The organism is Sphingomonas sp. S-NIH.Pt3_0716, from assembly GCF_003950715.1.
GTDB classification, from domain to species: Bacteria; Pseudomonadota; Alphaproteobacteria; order Sphingomonadales; family Sphingomonadaceae; genus Sphingobium; species Sphingobium yanoikuyae_A.
This window is the reverse complement of record NZ_QLJK01000011.1, coordinates 96696-110709: the sequence shown is the minus strand read 5'-3', so window position 1 is coordinate 110709 and position 14014 is coordinate 96696. Positions and strand designations below refer to the sequence as shown.

The following is a 14014-nucleotide window of genomic DNA, read 5'->3' as shown; positions in this document are numbered from 1 at the left end:
TGATCGGGTCATTCTGTCCCCGCGCAGAATGTTCGAAAGGGGAAGGCGCTTGGCCATGCAGACCGGATATCATCGCAAGATCGCCTGGCTCGCAGGCCTGGCCGCCATGGCGCCGCTGCCGGCGATCGCGCAGGATGCGGGATCGTCGGCAGCGCCTGCCATCACCAACGGTCCGCCGCCTGCCGGCGGCAGCGACCAGGATCTGGCGCTGCAATTGTCCAACCCGGTCGCCTCGCTGATCAGCGTGCCGTTCCAGGAAAATCTCGACTTCGGCGCCGGGGATGACGGCATCAAGTCGACGCTGAATATCCAGCCGGTGGTGCCGATCAGCGTCGGCAAGGACTGGAACATGATCGTGCGCACCATCGTGCCGGTCGTCGCGCAGAATAGCTATCAGGGACCGGGCACGGATGCCTTCGGCCTTGGCGATATCACCCAGAGCTTCTTCTTCTCGCCCAAGGAGAATAAGGGCATCATCTGGGGCGTGGGCCCCGCCATCCTCTATCCCTCGGCAACCGATCGCTATCTGGGCGGGGACAAGTGGGGCGCCGGCCCGACCGTCGTGCTGCTCAAGCAGATGGGCCAGAACACGGTCGGTTTCCTCGGCAATCATATCTGGTCGATCGCCGGCAAGGATGACCGTTCCGACGTCAGCGCCAGCTTCATGCAGCCCTTCTTCAGCCACACCACGTCCCACGCCACCACCTATGGCATCAATGCCGAAGCGGCCTATGACTGGAAGGGCAAGGACTGGCTGATCCCGGTCAATCTCACCGTCACGCAACTGACCAAGGTCGGCGATCAGGCGGTGCAGGTGGGCCTTGGCGGCAAATATTATGCCGTCTCGCCCGACGGCGGCCCCGAATGGGGCATCCGCATGATCTTCACCCTGCTGTTCCCGAAGAAATAGCGGATTACGCAGCCGCGCAGCCAAAGGCCAGTGTCCCTGGAGCGGAGCAAGCAACATCCGGGGCCATGGGGCGACTGCCCCGGATATGGGAGGGCATCGGCACGATGCCGGCTAAATGGTCAGGATGGGTGGTTGGCGGAAAGTCCGCTTATGGACGCGACTTGTGAAAAGCTGTCCGCATTGATCTACGTATCAAGCGCATAAGAAATATGGGCCAAGTGAGCGCACTCACGCCCCAGACGGTCATGAATGGATACACCAATATGGGCGCGTGCATGGAATGACCGAATTGAAGCATCGCAAAACAGCAGGCGGCAAACGTCGTAGCTGAAACAGTGAACCACATCGCGAGTGCTTTGATCCCCATGGCGACCGCTTGTGGGTGACAGACCATATTCAGTCAACTTCCGCATTTGGTCGTCAGCGGTCAAAACCCGATCCTCGTCATTGCTTGGCTGCACTCGGAATGACGGGGCGGGCCTGCGTCTCTCAGGCGCCTGCCGGGGTCCGGGTAATGCGCATATGCTGACGCTGACGGGCGTGGGCGGGTTCCTGGTCGCCCAATATCTCTTCGGTCAGCGAGACATGGGCGAGGGTCAGCATCATGTCCATCAGCCGCTGCTCGGCCAGCGGCAGGGCGTCGATCGGGTAGCGGTCGAGATGAGCGAGGGCGGCGTCGAGCAGGGGCGCGGCCGTCGCGAAGAAGGCGGCGCGGTCGGCCGGATCGGCGGCACCGCGTCGGGCGGCACGGGTGATCGAGCCGTCGATCGCCCAGCGATCGGCAAAGGGGGCGAGCGCCTCGAAACCAGTGGGAAGGAGCGTGGTCATGCCATTGCCTCCGCCTGCGAGACGGGCCGGGGCGCAGTGCTGGCCAGGTCGGCACGATAAGCCTGCACCCTTTCGTCGACGGCGTTGAAGAGGTGGCGGCACAGCGCCTCCTGCGCCTGGAAATGGATATGTTTGAGCGCGCCGCTGTTGAGGCCGCGCTGCCCCGCCTCGATCACGTCGCGATCCTCGGCATGGATGTCGCGCGCGCTGGCCATCGCATATTCGCGGGCATAGCGGCGGCTGGCGCAGTCATCCTCGCCCTTCCAGTAGAGGCGGATCACGCCGCGCGAGCGGCGGGCGTCGATCGGCCAGACGGTGTGGGAGAAGGGCTGGGCCGGCGATCCGAGGATGAAGAAATTGGGAAAGAGCGCGAGATAGTCGCGGCTGTGCGGGCCGGCGGTGCCGTCGGCCATGGCGAAGCGGGCGGCGCGGCCGAAGGATTGCGCCTGCACCGGCTTGGGCGCGGGATCGGGATTGGTCCAGATCGTCTGGGTGCGATGGGGGCCGTGAAAGCCCATCTTCACCGGATAGCCGAAGGGGTTGTCCTCGCCCACCGCCGGTGCGCCGGAGCGGGGATGGATGAAGCGGAGATGGTAATTTTCCTGGAAATTGTCGTAGGTCAGCTTCCAGTTGGCGTCGATCTCATAGACATATTCGGAAAAGGTGGCGGCCTGCGCCGCCGGGAAGCCGTCGAGCATGGTCGCATAGGGGCCAAGATCGTCGCGCAGGCCTTTGTCCGGCGTGCCGAGATGGACGAAGATCAGCCCGCCGCAGATGTCGAGCGCGACGCGGGGCAGGGCGCAGTCGGCCTTGTCGACGAAGAAACGATCGAAATCGGGGGCGGCGAGCAATGCGCCATCGGTGCCGAACGACCAGCGATGATAGGGGCAGGAGAAGGTGCCGCGCCTGCCGCTTTCCTCCTCGACCAGCTGGGTGCCGCGATGGGTGCAGACATTGTGGAAGGCACGAATCTCGCCATCGCGGCCGCGCACGATCAGCAGCGACACATTGAGTGCTTCGATCTCGCGGCGGATGAAGCTGCCGCTGTCGGGCAGTTCGCAGATATGGCCGAGCTGCAACCAGGAGCGGCGGAACACCGCTTCCCGTTCCAGCTCGAACCAGGCCGGATCATGATAGGGGGCGGCGGGGATCGGCGCGGTGCCGAGCCAGGCCAGACTGTCGTCGCTCATGCCCTGAAAGCCGGGCCGTTCGCCGTGCATCATCGCTCTCCGCTGTCTGTCTTTTCGACAGCATGAGCGGGGCAATCTTAATTTGCAACACTATTGTTGTAAATTTTGTCAGTCGTCGGCGATGCCATCCCGGCGCAGCACCCGCTGCTGTTCCTGGCGGAAGCGGGCGATGGTGGCTTCTGTGTCGAGATCGGGGGCGACCCGATGGCGAAAGACGCGCGGGCCGATCAGCGCGCCGGTGAGCAGCATCACGCAATAGACTTCGGCGTCGATCGGCTCGTCGGGGAAGGCGGCGGCAAGGCTGGTGCCAATGCCCGATACCAGGGCGTCCCAATGCGGATAGCTGGCGCGGATGTCGCCCGGCGCGATGAAATCCTCGATCCACAGCGACATGATGGCGGGATTGTCGAGCACGAAGCGGGTGACATAGTCGATCCGCGCCTGACGCGGCAGTTCCGGGCGGAAGGCGGCGACGATCTGCTGCGAGGACCAGAGCTTCACCGCCGCGACCAGGGCGTCACGATCGGTGAAATGATAATAGATGGTGGTGCGGTTGACCCCGGCGGCGCGGGCGAGGGCGGACAGGGACAGCGCATCGATGCCGCGATCGGCGATCAGCCCGACCGCCAGCTCGATCAGCATCTGGTGGGTATCCTCGAAGGATTTGTAGCGGCGCTGCTGTGCGGTTTCGTCGGTCACGCCCTTCGCCTAGACCGCGCCGGGCGGGGCGGCAAGCGGTGCGTGGACCAGCGCCCGTGTCGCTTGAAATTTTCCCCCGTTCCGCCTATGTTTTCGCCATGGCCATTCTTCCGATCCTTGAGGCGCCCGATCCGCGCCTGCGTACCATCTCGACCCCCGTAGAGGCGATCGACGACGATCTGCAGCGTCTGATCGACGACATGTTCGAAACCATGTATGACGCGCCGGGCATCGGCCTGGCCGCGATCCAGGTGGGCGTGCCCAAGCGCATCCTGGTGATGGATCTGCAGGAACCGGAATCGGATGAGGAAGGCGCGCCGCCGGTCAAGAAGCCGATGGTGTTCATCAATCCGGAAATCCTGAAGGAATCGGATGAGCAGTCGGTTTATAATGAAGGCTGCCTGTCGGTGCCCGACCAGTTTGCCGAGGTGGAGCGCCCGGCGGTGATCCGCGCCAGCTGGATGGACCGCGACGGCCGCATCCACGAGGAACAACTGGAAGGGCTGCTCGCCACCTGTCTGCAGCATGAGATGGACCATCTCGAAGGCGTGCTGTTCATCGACCATCTGTCGCGCCTGAAGCGCGACATGCTGCTCAAGAAGCTGAACAAGGCGCGCCGCGCGGCCTGATCCCGGCTTGACCGCTGGCTGATGGACAAGAAGCGTCCTGCCGCAAGGTAGGGCGCTTCTTTCCTATGCGCGATCGCCGGTTCAGATGTGCTGCAACAGGGCGGCGCGGGTGGCCTTGTTTGCATCCAGCGCGGCATCCAGCAGGGCTATATGAGTCAGGCATTGTTCCCGATCCTTCCCCTTGTTCTGGAAGGCGGCGCTGACCTGATCGAGCGACAGGCCAGACTGGTCGATCACGCGCTGCACGATCTGGCCGGGGATGGAGAAGCTGCCGCCTGGCGGCGGAAGCACCGGATTGTCGGGCATGGCGATGACCAGGTCGGCGACCAGCGCCCGCGCGGGATCCCGCAGATCGGCGGGGATCAGCTCGGGATCGGCAAAGGCGCCATGCTTGGCGGCCTCGGCGCAGGCGTGCCAATGATCGCCCTTGAGCGCGCGTTCTTCCTTCAGCCGCTGGCGCTGCATCGCGATCAGGCTGTCGCCGCCCTTCTGCCGCGCGAGCAGGGCATAGCGATTGCGGATGATGCCGGTCATCGCCTCGACATAGCGGGCGCGGGTCCACCCCATGCCCATGCCGGCGCGCCAGTTGCTGGCGAAGAGCGCATGGACGAGCGGCGCCTGGGCATTGAGCAGGTCGAGCGGAATATCCTTGCCGAAGGCGGCGCGTACCGCCGCCTGCATGTCGGCCGCCACATCGCCCAGGCCGCCGGGCACGCGCGGGGCGGTGGCGACGGGCATTGCAGGCACGGGCTGTTCCAGCGAGATGCGCGAACTGTTCTCGGCGGGATTATAGATGCTCGTGGCGATCCGCGCGATCAACTGGAGGGCGAAAAAGATGCCGAAGGCGACGGTCCACCAACGGATCGGCCGGGCGCTGTGATCTTCCCACAGCGCGATCCGATGCCAGTTAAGGCGCGATTCAATTTCCGGATGATCCCGACGAATGGTGCCGAGCAACTCGTCTATCTTCGCGCCCTGCCACCATAAGGCGCGGCCTTGCCCCGGCCGGGTCGGCTTGGCCAATTGCTGCCAGGCGCGATGGAGCGGGTGGCCTTTCTGCTGCACCTGCTGGGCGAAGCGGTCGGAGGCGAGGCGCCGGTTGATGAAGTCGACTGCCGGTGGCGCGTCGATCTGGCCGTCCAGCGCGTCCCAGCCGAACAGGCGGGCGGCCGGGGCGAGCAGCGGCTGGGCGCGGGGCCAGGAGCCGGCCAATATGTTGGCAAGCCAGTCGTCGACGCGGGCATGCAGGTCGATCGCGCCCTGCTGCGCTTCGGCATGGATGCGGCTGATCAGGGTGGTGCCGTTGACGATGTCCGCCGGATGCATCGGCCGATCCTGCGACGGCGCGTCCGGATCGGGATAGAGCAGGGCATGGAGCGCATGGTCGGCGCGGCTTAGATCCTGGACCTCTGCGCGCGTCACCGTCGGCACGATCAGCGCGTCGGCCCCGTCGGGCAGGGGCAACGCGATCGCATCGCCCCCATCCGCGGCGATCCGGCAATCCGGCGCGATGGGTGGCATGCGCCAATCCGGGGGCGGCGTTGCGGGCGCGATCGACAAGGGGGCGGATGCGATATCGCAGGTGGCCGGAAGGGAGCCACTGAAGGCCATGTCCGGCGACGGGACGATGACCTCCATCCCGTCGGTCATGATGCCGGGGGGCGGCGCATCGGCCACCTCGCCCGATGCCAGCATCAGGGCCTGGTCGCGAGCGTCGCGCAGCGCGGCAAAGCCATCCCGATCCTGGTCCGGATCGATGGCGCGCAGCCGGGCGGCATAGGCACGGCGGATCGCCTTGCTGTCCGCCGTCGCCTCGATCCCCAGCAATTGCCAGGCGGTCGAAGGGCTCACAGCCCATAATCCTTTTCGACCAGGTCCAGATTCTGGAGCAGGAGCCTGCGCTCCTCGGTTATCAGCCGGCTGTCCTGGGTTTCCAGCACCGACTGGAACTGGGTGATCCAGCGACCAATGGCTTCGCGCCGCTCGCCGATGAAGGATTCGTATCCTTTGCGCGCGCGGGCGAGCGCCGCGACATTTTCCATCGCCTCGAGCGGGTGGAATTTGAGTGCGGCGAGGCGCGCCCGGCTTTCGGCCAGGTCGCGTTCGGCGCGCTGCTCGCTTTCGTCGATGATCACCAGATTGCGGCTCTGGCCCGTTTCCGGCACCACGACGTCGACCTCCAGCAGGCCGCTGCTGTCATAGCTGAAGCGGCAATCGACCAGTATCTCGCCGGCCGGGCGTGGCGGCACCGGGATGCTGATCGACCCCAACAGCACGTTGGAGGAGACTTCGCGCGCCTCACCCTGATAGATGCCGAATTCGATGTAGCGCTGATTGTCGGACACGGTGCGATAGGTTTCGACGCGGCTGACCGGGATGGCGGTGTTGCGTTCGATGATCGGCGAGAAGAGGCCATGATGGAAATGGCCGCGCGCGTCGCGCTCCGAATGGTTGACGCCCAGAGTGAAGGGGCAGACGTCGGTCAGCCGGATCTCGTCGAGGGCGGCATCCCTGGCCAGCAACCCGGCCTGAACCGCCGCGCCGAGCGCCACGGCATGATCGGGATGGACCGTGCTGTTGGGGAAGCGGCCGAACATGCGGGTGATGGCACGGCGGACGATGGGCATGCGCGTCGCCCCGCCGACCAGTACGACTTCGCTGAGGGCGCGGACGTCGATGTTGGAATCCCGCAAGGAGCGGAGCACCGGATCGCGCAGCCGGGTAAGGAGGCCCTGGGCCTGTTCCTCCAGCGCGCGGGTGGTGATGCGGGTGCTGCGCTGGTCGCCGCCGATGACCAGCGTGAAGTCAGCTTCGTCGGAGAGGGACAGGGCCTGTTTCGTGGCTTCTGCCGCGACCTGCAGGCGGGCGTCCAGTCGCTGCGGATCCTTGTCGTCCAGCGGCGTTTCAGCCTCCAGCGCGGCGCGGGCCAGTGCGATGATCGCGCTGTTGAAATCGTCGCCACCCAGATGATTGTCGCCCGATGAAGCGCGTACCTCGATGATGCCGTCGAACATCTCGACGATCGACACGTCGAAGGTTCCACCGCCCAGATCGAAGACCAGAAAGGGTTCATGCTCGTCGCGATCGTGGACGCCAAAGGCGAGCGCCGCCGCCGTCGGTTCGTTGATCAGGCGCCGTACGGTCAGGCCCGCCAGTTCGCCCGCGCGTCGCGTGGCCTTGCGCTGACGATCGTTGAAATAGGCCGGCACCGTGATCACCGCTTCGCTGACCGGCTCGCCGCAAAAGGCCTCCGCATCGGCCTTGAGCGAGCGCAGGATGCAGGCGGACAATTCTTCGGGTGAGTAGCTGTGACCACTCATCGTGGCGCGGCGTTCCGTGCCCATATAGCGTTTGAAGCTGGCGACGGTCCCGTCCGGGTCGGTGGTCAGCCGATCGCGTGCGGCGCGGCCGACATGGATCATGCCCATATTGTCCACGCTGACGATCGACGGTGTCAGCAAGTCGCCCAGCGCATTGGGCACAAGCTGTGCTGCGCCATCCTTCCAGATAGCGGCGGCGCTGTTGGTCGTTCCAAGATCGATACCAAGAATCATGATTTCCCCCCGGCCGGCACCTTATGCAAGGCGGTGGCGAAATCCACAGGGCTTTGTTCCTGGAAGACAAAATGCCGTCCACCTAGCATGCGCCAAAGAAAAACCTCCCCAAGCGGTGTGCCGGAGAGGTTCTTTCTGGTCCGCGATGGCGGCGACGATCAGTTCAGGCCGTCGGTGTCCAGCGCATAGCCGGCCGAGCGGACGGTGCGGATGATGTCGTGGCGGCCATCGACATTGATCGCCTTGCGCAGGCGGCGGATATGGACGTCGACGGTGCGCAGTTCGATGTCGCTGTCCTGGCCCCAGACGCTGTCGAGCAGCCGTTCGCGCGAAAAGACCCAGCCGGGATGCTCCAGGAAATGCTTGAGCAGGCGGAATTCGGTGGGGCCGAGCGGGATGACCTGGCCGCCACGGCGGACCTTGTGGCCGACCGTGTCCATCTCGACATCGGCGAAGGTGAGGGTCTCGCCGGCCAGCGCCGGGCGGACGCGGCGCAGCACCGCGCCGACGCGGGCGACCAGCTCGCGGGGCGAGAAGGGCTTGGTCACATAATCGTCGGCTCCGGTTTCCAGGCCGCGCACGCGATCCTCTTCCTCGCCGCGCGCGGTCAGCATGATGATCGGCACATTGGCGGTGCCGTTCATGCGGCGCAGGCGACGGCAGACCTCGATCCCCGACAGGCTTTCGACCATCCAGTCGAGCAGCACGATGTCGGGCGTGTTTTCCTGCGCCATCAGCAGCGCTTCCTCGCCATCGACGGTATGGGCGACTTCGAAATCCTCACGCTTGAAATGCCAGATGAGCAGTTCGGCGAGCGCCGCGTCATCCTCCACCAACAGCATCTTCGCCCGCGCCATGCCTCAATTCTCCTGCTGCTGGGTGCCGCCGCGTTCGCGTTCGGGCAGGGTCTGGCCCGTTGCGGCATAATAGACCATCTCCGCGACATTGGTCGCATGGTCGCCGATGCGTTCGATATTCTTGGCGATGAACAGCAGGTGCGCGCACTCGCTGATCGTCTTGGGATTTTCGACCATATAGGTCACCAGCGTGCGGAACACGCTGTCATAGAAATCGTCGACCACCTGGTCGCGCTCCACCACCGCCAGCGCCAGTTCGGCGTCGCGCGCGGCGAAGGCGTTGAGCACGTCATGCACCATCTCGGCCGCGACCTGGCCCATGGAGGGCAGCAGCGACACCGGTTCCAGCTTGTGCTGGTTGGCGGCGATCAGCGGCACGCGCTTGGCGATATTCTTGGCATAGTCGCCGATCCGTTCGACCACGCTGACGATCTTCAAGGCGGCGATCACGTCGCGCAGGTCGTTGGCCATGGGCGCGCGCAGGGCGATGATCTGCACCACCAGCTTCTCGACTTCCGCTTCCAGCGCGTCGATGCGCTTGTCGTCGGCGACGACTTCGGCGGCGAGGCGCTGGTCCTGGCGCTGGAGCGCCAGCATCGCATTCTCGATCGCCGCTTCGGCGCGACCGCCCATTTCGGCGATCAGGCCACGCAGCCGGTCGATTTCCTCGTCAAATGCCTTGATCGTATGTTCAGCCATGTCTTGTCTCTCTCCGCGCGGGATCAGCCGTAGCGCCCGGTGATATAGTCCTTGGTCCGCTCCTGGCGCGGGTTGGTGAAGATGTCGCTCGTCACGCCATATTCGACCAGTTCGCCTAGGTGGAAGAAGGCGGTGCGCTGCGACACGCGCGCGGCCTGCTGCATGTTGTGGGTGACGATGACGATGCCATAGCGGCCGCGCAGTTCGTGGATCAGTTCCTCGATCTTGGCGGTGGCGATCGGGTCGAGCGCCGAGCAGGGTTCGTCCATCAGGATGACTTCGGGTTCGACCGCGATGGCGCGGCCGATGCACAGACGCTGCTGCTGACCACCCGACAGGGCGGTGCCGCTGTCATTGAGGCGATCCTTGACCTCGTCCCACAGGCCGGCCCGACGCAGCGACTTTTCGACGATCACGTCCATGTCCGCCTTGCCCGCGGCCAGGCCGTGGATGCGCGGCCCATAGGCGATATTCTCGTAGATCGACTTGGGGAAGGGATTGGGCTTCTGGAACACCATGCCGACCCGCGCGCGCAGCTGCACCACGTCCATCGAGGGGGCGTAGATATCTTCGCCGTCGAGCGTGATCGTGCCTTCGACCCGCGCCGAGGCGACGGTGTCGTTCATGCGGTTGAGGGTCCGCAGGAAGGTCGACTTGCCGCAGCCCGACGGGCCGATGAAGGCGGTGACATGGTCCATGTCGACATCGATCGACACGCCCTTGATCGCCTGTTTCTCGCCATAGAAGACCTTGACGTCACGTGCCGTCATCTTCGGATTGGCCACGGCCAGGCTTTGCTGTTCTTCGGTCATGGGTGTGATTACCACCGTTTTTCAAACTTGTTGCGCAGGTAGATGGCGAGGCCGTTCATCGCGAGCAGGAAGGCCAGCAGGACGATGATGGCGGCCGAGGTCTTTTCGACGAAGCCCTTGGAGACTTCGTCGGACCAGAGGAAGATCTGCACCGGCAGCACGGTGGCCGGATCGACGATGCCGCCGGGCGGCGTGGCGATGAAGGCACGCATGCCGATCATCAGCAGCGGTGCGGTTTCGCCGAGCGCGCGGGCCATGCCGATGATCGTGCCGGTGAGGATGCCGGGCAGGGCCAGCGGCAGCACATGCTGGAACACGACCTGGACCGGCGAGGCGCCGATGCCGAGCGCGGCGTCGCGGATGCTGGGCGGCACCGACTTGATCGCGTTGCGGCCGGCGATGACGATGACAGGCATGGTCATCAGCGCCAGGGTCATGCCGCCGACCAGCGCGGCCGAGCGGGGCAGGTGCAGCAGGTTGAGGAAGATCGACAGGCCGAGCAGGCCGAAGATGATCGAGGGCACGGCCGCCAGATTGTTGATCGACACTTCGATGATGTCGGTCCACCAGCTCTTGCGGGCATATTCCTCCAGATAGAGCGCCGTGGCGACGCCGATCGGGAAGCTGAGCACCAGCGTCACTAACATGGTCAGCAGCGACCCCTTGAACGCGCCCCAGATGCCGACCTGGGTCGGATCAGTGCCGTCGCTGGCGGTCAGGAAGCCCCAGTTGATGCCGGTGGCGAGCAGGCCGGCCTGACGCAGGCGCGCGACCTGGGCCTCGGCTTCGGGCGAGCCCTTGCTCTTGGCGGCGAGGTCGATCGCGGTCGCGGCGGGGATGTCGATCGTCTCCGTGCGGGCGAGGATCTTGGGATCGGCCTTGATCGCGTCGCGGATCGAAATCCAGGCGCTCGGCGAGATCATCGCGTCGGCATCCTTGCCCAATGCCTTCTGCGCGATGGTGCTGGTCACCATCGGCAGATTGGCGTTGGCCAGTGCCTCGTCGGTGATGTTGGCAGGATCGAGCAGCAGCGGCGAGGCCGGGAAATCGACCTTGAGGGCGATTTCCGTGCGGGTGAAACCGCGCATGCCATTGCCGACCATGGTGAAGAGCAGGAAGGCAAGGAAGGCCGCGCTGAGCAGCACGGCGGCCATGCCGGCGGCCTTGAAGCGGCGCTCGGCGGCATAGCGCCGGGCGATCCGCTTGCGCATGGCGTCCGACTTCCAGTCGGTGGGGAGGCGTTCGGCGCTCATTATTCGTAAGCCTCGCGATATTTCTTCACGACCCGCAGGGCCACGATGTTGAGCAGCAGGGTGACGATGAACAGCACCAGGCCGAGCGCGAAGGCGGCAAGCGTCTTGGCGCTGTCAAATTCCTGGTCACCGGTCAGCAACTGGACGATCTGGGTCGTCACCGTGGTCACGCTGGCAAAGGGGTTGAGGGTGAGGTTGGCAGCCAGACCGGCGGCCATCACCACGATCATCGTCTCGCCGATGGCGCGGCTGACGGCGAGCAGCACGCCGCCGACGACGCCGGGCAGGGCGGCGGGGATCAGCACGCGGCTGATCGTCTCGCTGGTGGTGGCGCCCATCGCCAGGCTGCCGTCGCGCATCGACTGCGGCACGGCGGCGATGCTGTCATCGGCCATGGAGGAAACGAACGGGATGATCATCACGCCCATGACGAGGCCGGCGGCCAGCGCGCTTTCCGAAGAAGCGCCATGGATGCCGATCATCACCGCAAAGTCGCGCAGGGCCGGCGCAATGGTGAGCGCTGCGAAATAGCCATAGACGACGGTGGGAACGCCCGCGAGCATCTCCAGCGTCGGCTTCATCCACTTGCGCACCGTGGGGCTGGCATATTGGGTGAGATAGATGGCGCTCATCAGGCCGAGCGGGATGGCGACGATCATGGCGATGATCGCGCCGATGAAGATCGTGCCCCAGAAGAGCGGCACCGCGCCGAACGCATCCTCATTGCCATAGCCCATGGCGGCCGACTGCGGGCTCCATTTGGTGCCGAACAGGAAGTCGATCGGGTTCACCATGGAGAAGAAGCGGAAGCTTTCCCACAAGAGCGAGGCGACGATGCCGAGCGTGGTGATGATCGCGATCAGCGAGGCGATCAGCAGCGTCGCCATGACCAGTCGCTCGACCCGTGTGCGGGCGCGGAAGTCCGGACGGACGCGGGTGAAGGCATAGGCGCCGCCGGCAAAGGCGAGCACCAGCGCCAGCACCGCGCCGGCAATGCCATAATGGCTGAGCGCGGTGCGATAGGGTTCGACCAGCGCATTGGCGGCCGGATTGAAGGCGCCGGCCTGCGCGCCGGTCGCGATCGCCCGTGCCTCGCCCAGGATGGCGGAGCGCGAGAAGCCGTCCATCGGCAGGCTCTGCGCCGCCGGGTCGGCCAGAACCGACTGGGTGACGAGGCCGGGCGAGACATTGGCCCAGACCGCCAGGAAGATGCCGGCGGGGATCAGCGTCCACAGCGCGACATACCAGCCATGATAGCCGGGCAGGCTGTGTACCGCGTCGCGGCGGCCGCTGGCGCGCGCCACGCCGGCAAGGCGCAGCGCACGGGCGCGGGCGCTGACCCAGGCGATCGCGCCCAGGCCCGCCAGCAGCAGGAGGATTGCAGGACCGGTCATGATGCCCTTACTTCAGCTGCGAACCGTCGAGGACGCTCAGCGACTTGACGACTTCGGCGCTCTTCTTGCGCACGTCTTCCGGCGCCGCGACCATGCCGCGCTTGGTCAGCGCGCCGTCGGGGTTCCAGTTGGCGGCGAAGGTGTCGAGGAAGCCCTGCAGGCCACGGATCGCCTGCATATGCGCCTTCTTCACATAGATGTAGAGCGGGCGGGCGCCGGGATATTGGCCGGTCGAGACGGTCTCGTAGCTGGCTTCGATACCGTTGATCGGCACGTCCTTCAGCGTGTCCTTATTCTCTTCCAGGAAGCTGTAGCCAAATACGCCGACGGCGTTCGGGTTGGCGCCCAGCTTCTGGACGATCAGATTGTCATTCTCGCCCGAGTCCACATATTTGCCATCCTCGCGCACGCGGGTGCAGGTGGCCTTGAACTCGTCCTCGCTCTTCTTCTTGAGTTCTTCCATCGCCGGGTCGGTCTCGCAACCCTTGGTCAGGATCAGTTCGGCAAGCGAGTCGCGGGTGCCGCTGGTCGAGGGCGGACCGAATACCGAGATGGCGATCGCGGGCAGGCTGGGGTCGACATCCTTCCAGGTCTGGGCCTTGTTCGGACCCTTGCCATAGGGATTGGCGGCCAGCGCCTCATAGACGATCTTGGGGGTGAGCTTGAGGCCGGGGCCCTGCTTGCTCTCAGCGAAGGCAAGGCCGTCGACACCGACCTGGATCTCGATGATGTCCTTCACGCCATTGCTCTGGCACTGATCGAACTCGGCCTTCTTCATGCGGCGCGAGGCGTCGGCAATGTCGGGATGCTGGGCGCCGACGCCGGCGCAGAACAGCTTCATGCCGCCGCCGGTGCCGGTCGATTCGATGATCGGCGACTTCATGCCGGGATTGCCCTGCACGAACAGTTCGGCGACCGCGGTAGCGAAGGGATAGACGGTGGAGGAACCGACCGCGCGGATCTGGTCACGGGTCGCGCCAGCGCCGCCGCCCGACTGGTCGCCGCAGCCGGCAAGCGAAAGAGCGGCCACAGCGGTCGCGGCGAAAAGGGCGAATTGCTTCACGGAAACCTCCAACTAACAGGCCGCGATTCGCAATGTCGCGCCCCTCAGGGAGGCGCCTAGCCGCGGACCATCGCGCCTTTGTGACAGTCAGATTGCATTTTCATGACATAGGGGCCGGATCGCGTC

13 protein-coding genes are annotated in these 14014 nt (G+C 65.3%); 2 read left to right on the top strand and 11 right to left on the bottom strand.

The annotated features are described in order from the left end of the window. Positions 1–55 precede the first annotated feature (55 nt). A complete protein-coding gene (locus BRX37_RS11100; protein WP_125986971.1) occupies positions 56–910 on the top strand; it encodes a hypothetical protein in 855 nt (284 codons plus the stop codon). Between the two features lie 489 nt (positions 911–1399). Here the strand turns inward: BRX37_RS11100 and BRX37_RS11095 are convergent, their stop codons facing one another. From BRX37_RS11095 to BRX37_RS11085, 3 genes are all read right to left on the bottom strand, one after another. Then, positions 1400–1738, bottom strand: coding sequence for a hypothetical protein (locus BRX37_RS11095; protein WP_125986969.1), 339 nt, complete (start codon positions 1736–1738; stop codon positions 1400–1402). Beyond that, the gene (locus BRX37_RS11090; RefSeq protein WP_318276669.1) at positions 1735–2928 is read right to left on the bottom strand and encodes an aromatic ring-hydroxylating dioxygenase subunit alpha; all 1194 of its coding nucleotides are present in this window, start codon (positions 2926–2928) and stop codon (positions 1735–1737) included. Before BRX37_RS11090 ends, BRX37_RS11095 begins: the two co-directional genes overlap by 4 nt. 108 nt (positions 2929–3036) lie before the next feature. Next, positions 3037–3627 (bottom strand): TetR/AcrR family transcriptional regulator, encoded by a 591-nt coding sequence (locus tag BRX37_RS11085; RefSeq protein ID WP_125986968.1) that lies wholly within the window; start codon positions 3625–3627, stop codon positions 3037–3039. Positions 3628–3725: 98 nt separating this feature from the next. Here BRX37_RS11085 and def point away from each other — a divergent pair, with 98 nt between their 5' ends. After that, positions 3726–4256 carry a peptide deformylase gene (gene def / locus BRX37_RS11080; RefSeq protein ID WP_004210855.1) on the top strand — a complete coding sequence of 177 codons (531 nt, stop codon included), beginning with the start codon at positions 3726–3728 and terminating at the stop codon, positions 4254–4256. 81 nt (positions 4257–4337) lie between these two features. Here the strand turns inward: def and BRX37_RS11075 are convergent, their stop codons facing one another. The 8 genes from BRX37_RS11075 to BRX37_RS11040 form a co-directional block, all read right to left on the bottom strand. Beyond that, on the bottom strand, positions 4338–6107 hold the full coding sequence (locus BRX37_RS11075; RefSeq protein ID WP_125986966.1) for a hypothetical protein: 1770 nt from the start codon (positions 6105–6107) through the stop codon (positions 4338–4340). Continuing rightward, positions 6104–7810: an Hsp70 family protein gene (locus BRX37_RS11070; protein ID WP_125986964.1), complete on the bottom strand. Its 1707-nt coding sequence runs from the start codon at positions 7808–7810 to the stop codon at positions 6104–6106. Before BRX37_RS11070 ends, BRX37_RS11075 begins: the two co-directional genes overlap by 4 nt. A gap of 158 nt (positions 7811–7968) precedes the next feature. Continuing rightward, positions 7969–8667 carry a phosphate regulon transcriptional regulator PhoB gene (gene phoB, locus BRX37_RS11065; protein ID WP_004210860.1) on the bottom strand — a complete coding sequence of 233 codons (699 nt, stop codon included), beginning with the start codon at positions 8665–8667 and terminating at the stop codon, positions 7969–7971. Between the two features lie 3 nt (positions 8668–8670). Beyond that, on the bottom strand, positions 8671–9366 hold the full coding sequence (gene phoU, locus BRX37_RS11060; RefSeq protein WP_004210862.1) for a phosphate signaling complex protein PhoU: 696 nt from the start codon (positions 9364–9366) through the stop codon (positions 8671–8673). A 23-nt stretch (positions 9367–9389) separates the two neighbouring features. Beyond that, on the bottom strand, positions 9390–10178 hold the full coding sequence (pstB, locus tag BRX37_RS11055) for a phosphate ABC transporter ATP-binding protein PstB (RefSeq protein WP_004210863.1): 789 nt from the start codon (positions 10176–10178) through the stop codon (positions 9390–9392). Positions 10179–10186: 8 nt separating this feature from the next. Continuing rightward, positions 10187–11431, bottom strand: coding sequence for a phosphate ABC transporter permease PstA (gene pstA, locus BRX37_RS11050; protein WP_125986962.1), 1245 nt, complete (start codon positions 11429–11431; stop codon positions 10187–10189). Then, positions 11431–12825, bottom strand: coding sequence for a phosphate ABC transporter permease subunit PstC (gene pstC, locus BRX37_RS11045; RefSeq protein WP_004210867.1), 1395 nt, complete (start codon positions 12823–12825; stop codon positions 11431–11433). Before pstC ends, pstA begins: the two co-directional genes overlap by 1 nt. A gap of 7 nt (positions 12826–12832) precedes the next feature. Beyond that, entirely contained in the window at positions 12833–13888 is a 1056-nt protein-coding gene (locus BRX37_RS11040; protein WP_017499005.1) for a substrate-binding domain-containing protein, read from the bottom strand. Positions 13889–14014 lie beyond the last annotated feature (126 nt).

Bases quoted from the DNA above. Each gene is read 5' to 3' on its own strand.
- BRX37_RS11100 (WP_125986971.1), top strand. From the start codon at position 56: ATGCAGACCGGATATCATCGCAAGATCGCCTGGCTCGCAGGCCTGGCC.
- BRX37_RS11095 (WP_125986969.1), bottom strand. From the start codon at position 1,738: ATGACCACGCTCCTTCCCACTGGTTTCGAGGCGCTCGCCCCCTTTGCC.
- BRX37_RS11090 (WP_318276669.1), bottom strand. From the start codon at position 2,928: ATGAGCGACGACAGTCTGGCCTGGCTCGGCACCGCGCCGATCCCCGCC.
- def (WP_004210855.1), top strand. From the start codon at position 3,726: ATGGCCATTCTTCCGATCCTTGAGGCGCCCGATCCGCGCCTGCGTACC.
- BRX37_RS11070 (WP_125986964.1), bottom strand. From the start codon at position 7,810: ATGATTCTTGGTATCGATCTTGGAACGACCAACAGCGCCGCCGCTATC.
- phoB (WP_004210860.1), bottom strand. From the start codon at position 8,667: ATGGCGCGGGCGAAGATGCTGTTGGTGGAGGATGACGCGGCGCTCGCC.
- phoU (WP_004210862.1), bottom strand. From the start codon at position 9,366: ATGGCTGAACATACGATCAAGGCATTTGACGAGGAAATCGACCGGCTG.
- pstB (WP_004210863.1), bottom strand. From the start codon at position 10,178: ATGACCGAAGAACAGCAAAGCCTGGCCGTGGCCAATCCGAAGATGACG.
- pstA (WP_125986962.1), bottom strand. From the start codon at position 11,431: ATGAGCGCCGAACGCCTCCCCACCGACTGGAAGTCGGACGCCATGCGC.
- pstC (WP_004210867.1), bottom strand. From the start codon at position 12,825: ATGACCGGTCCTGCAATCCTCCTGCTGCTGGCGGGCCTGGGCGCGATC.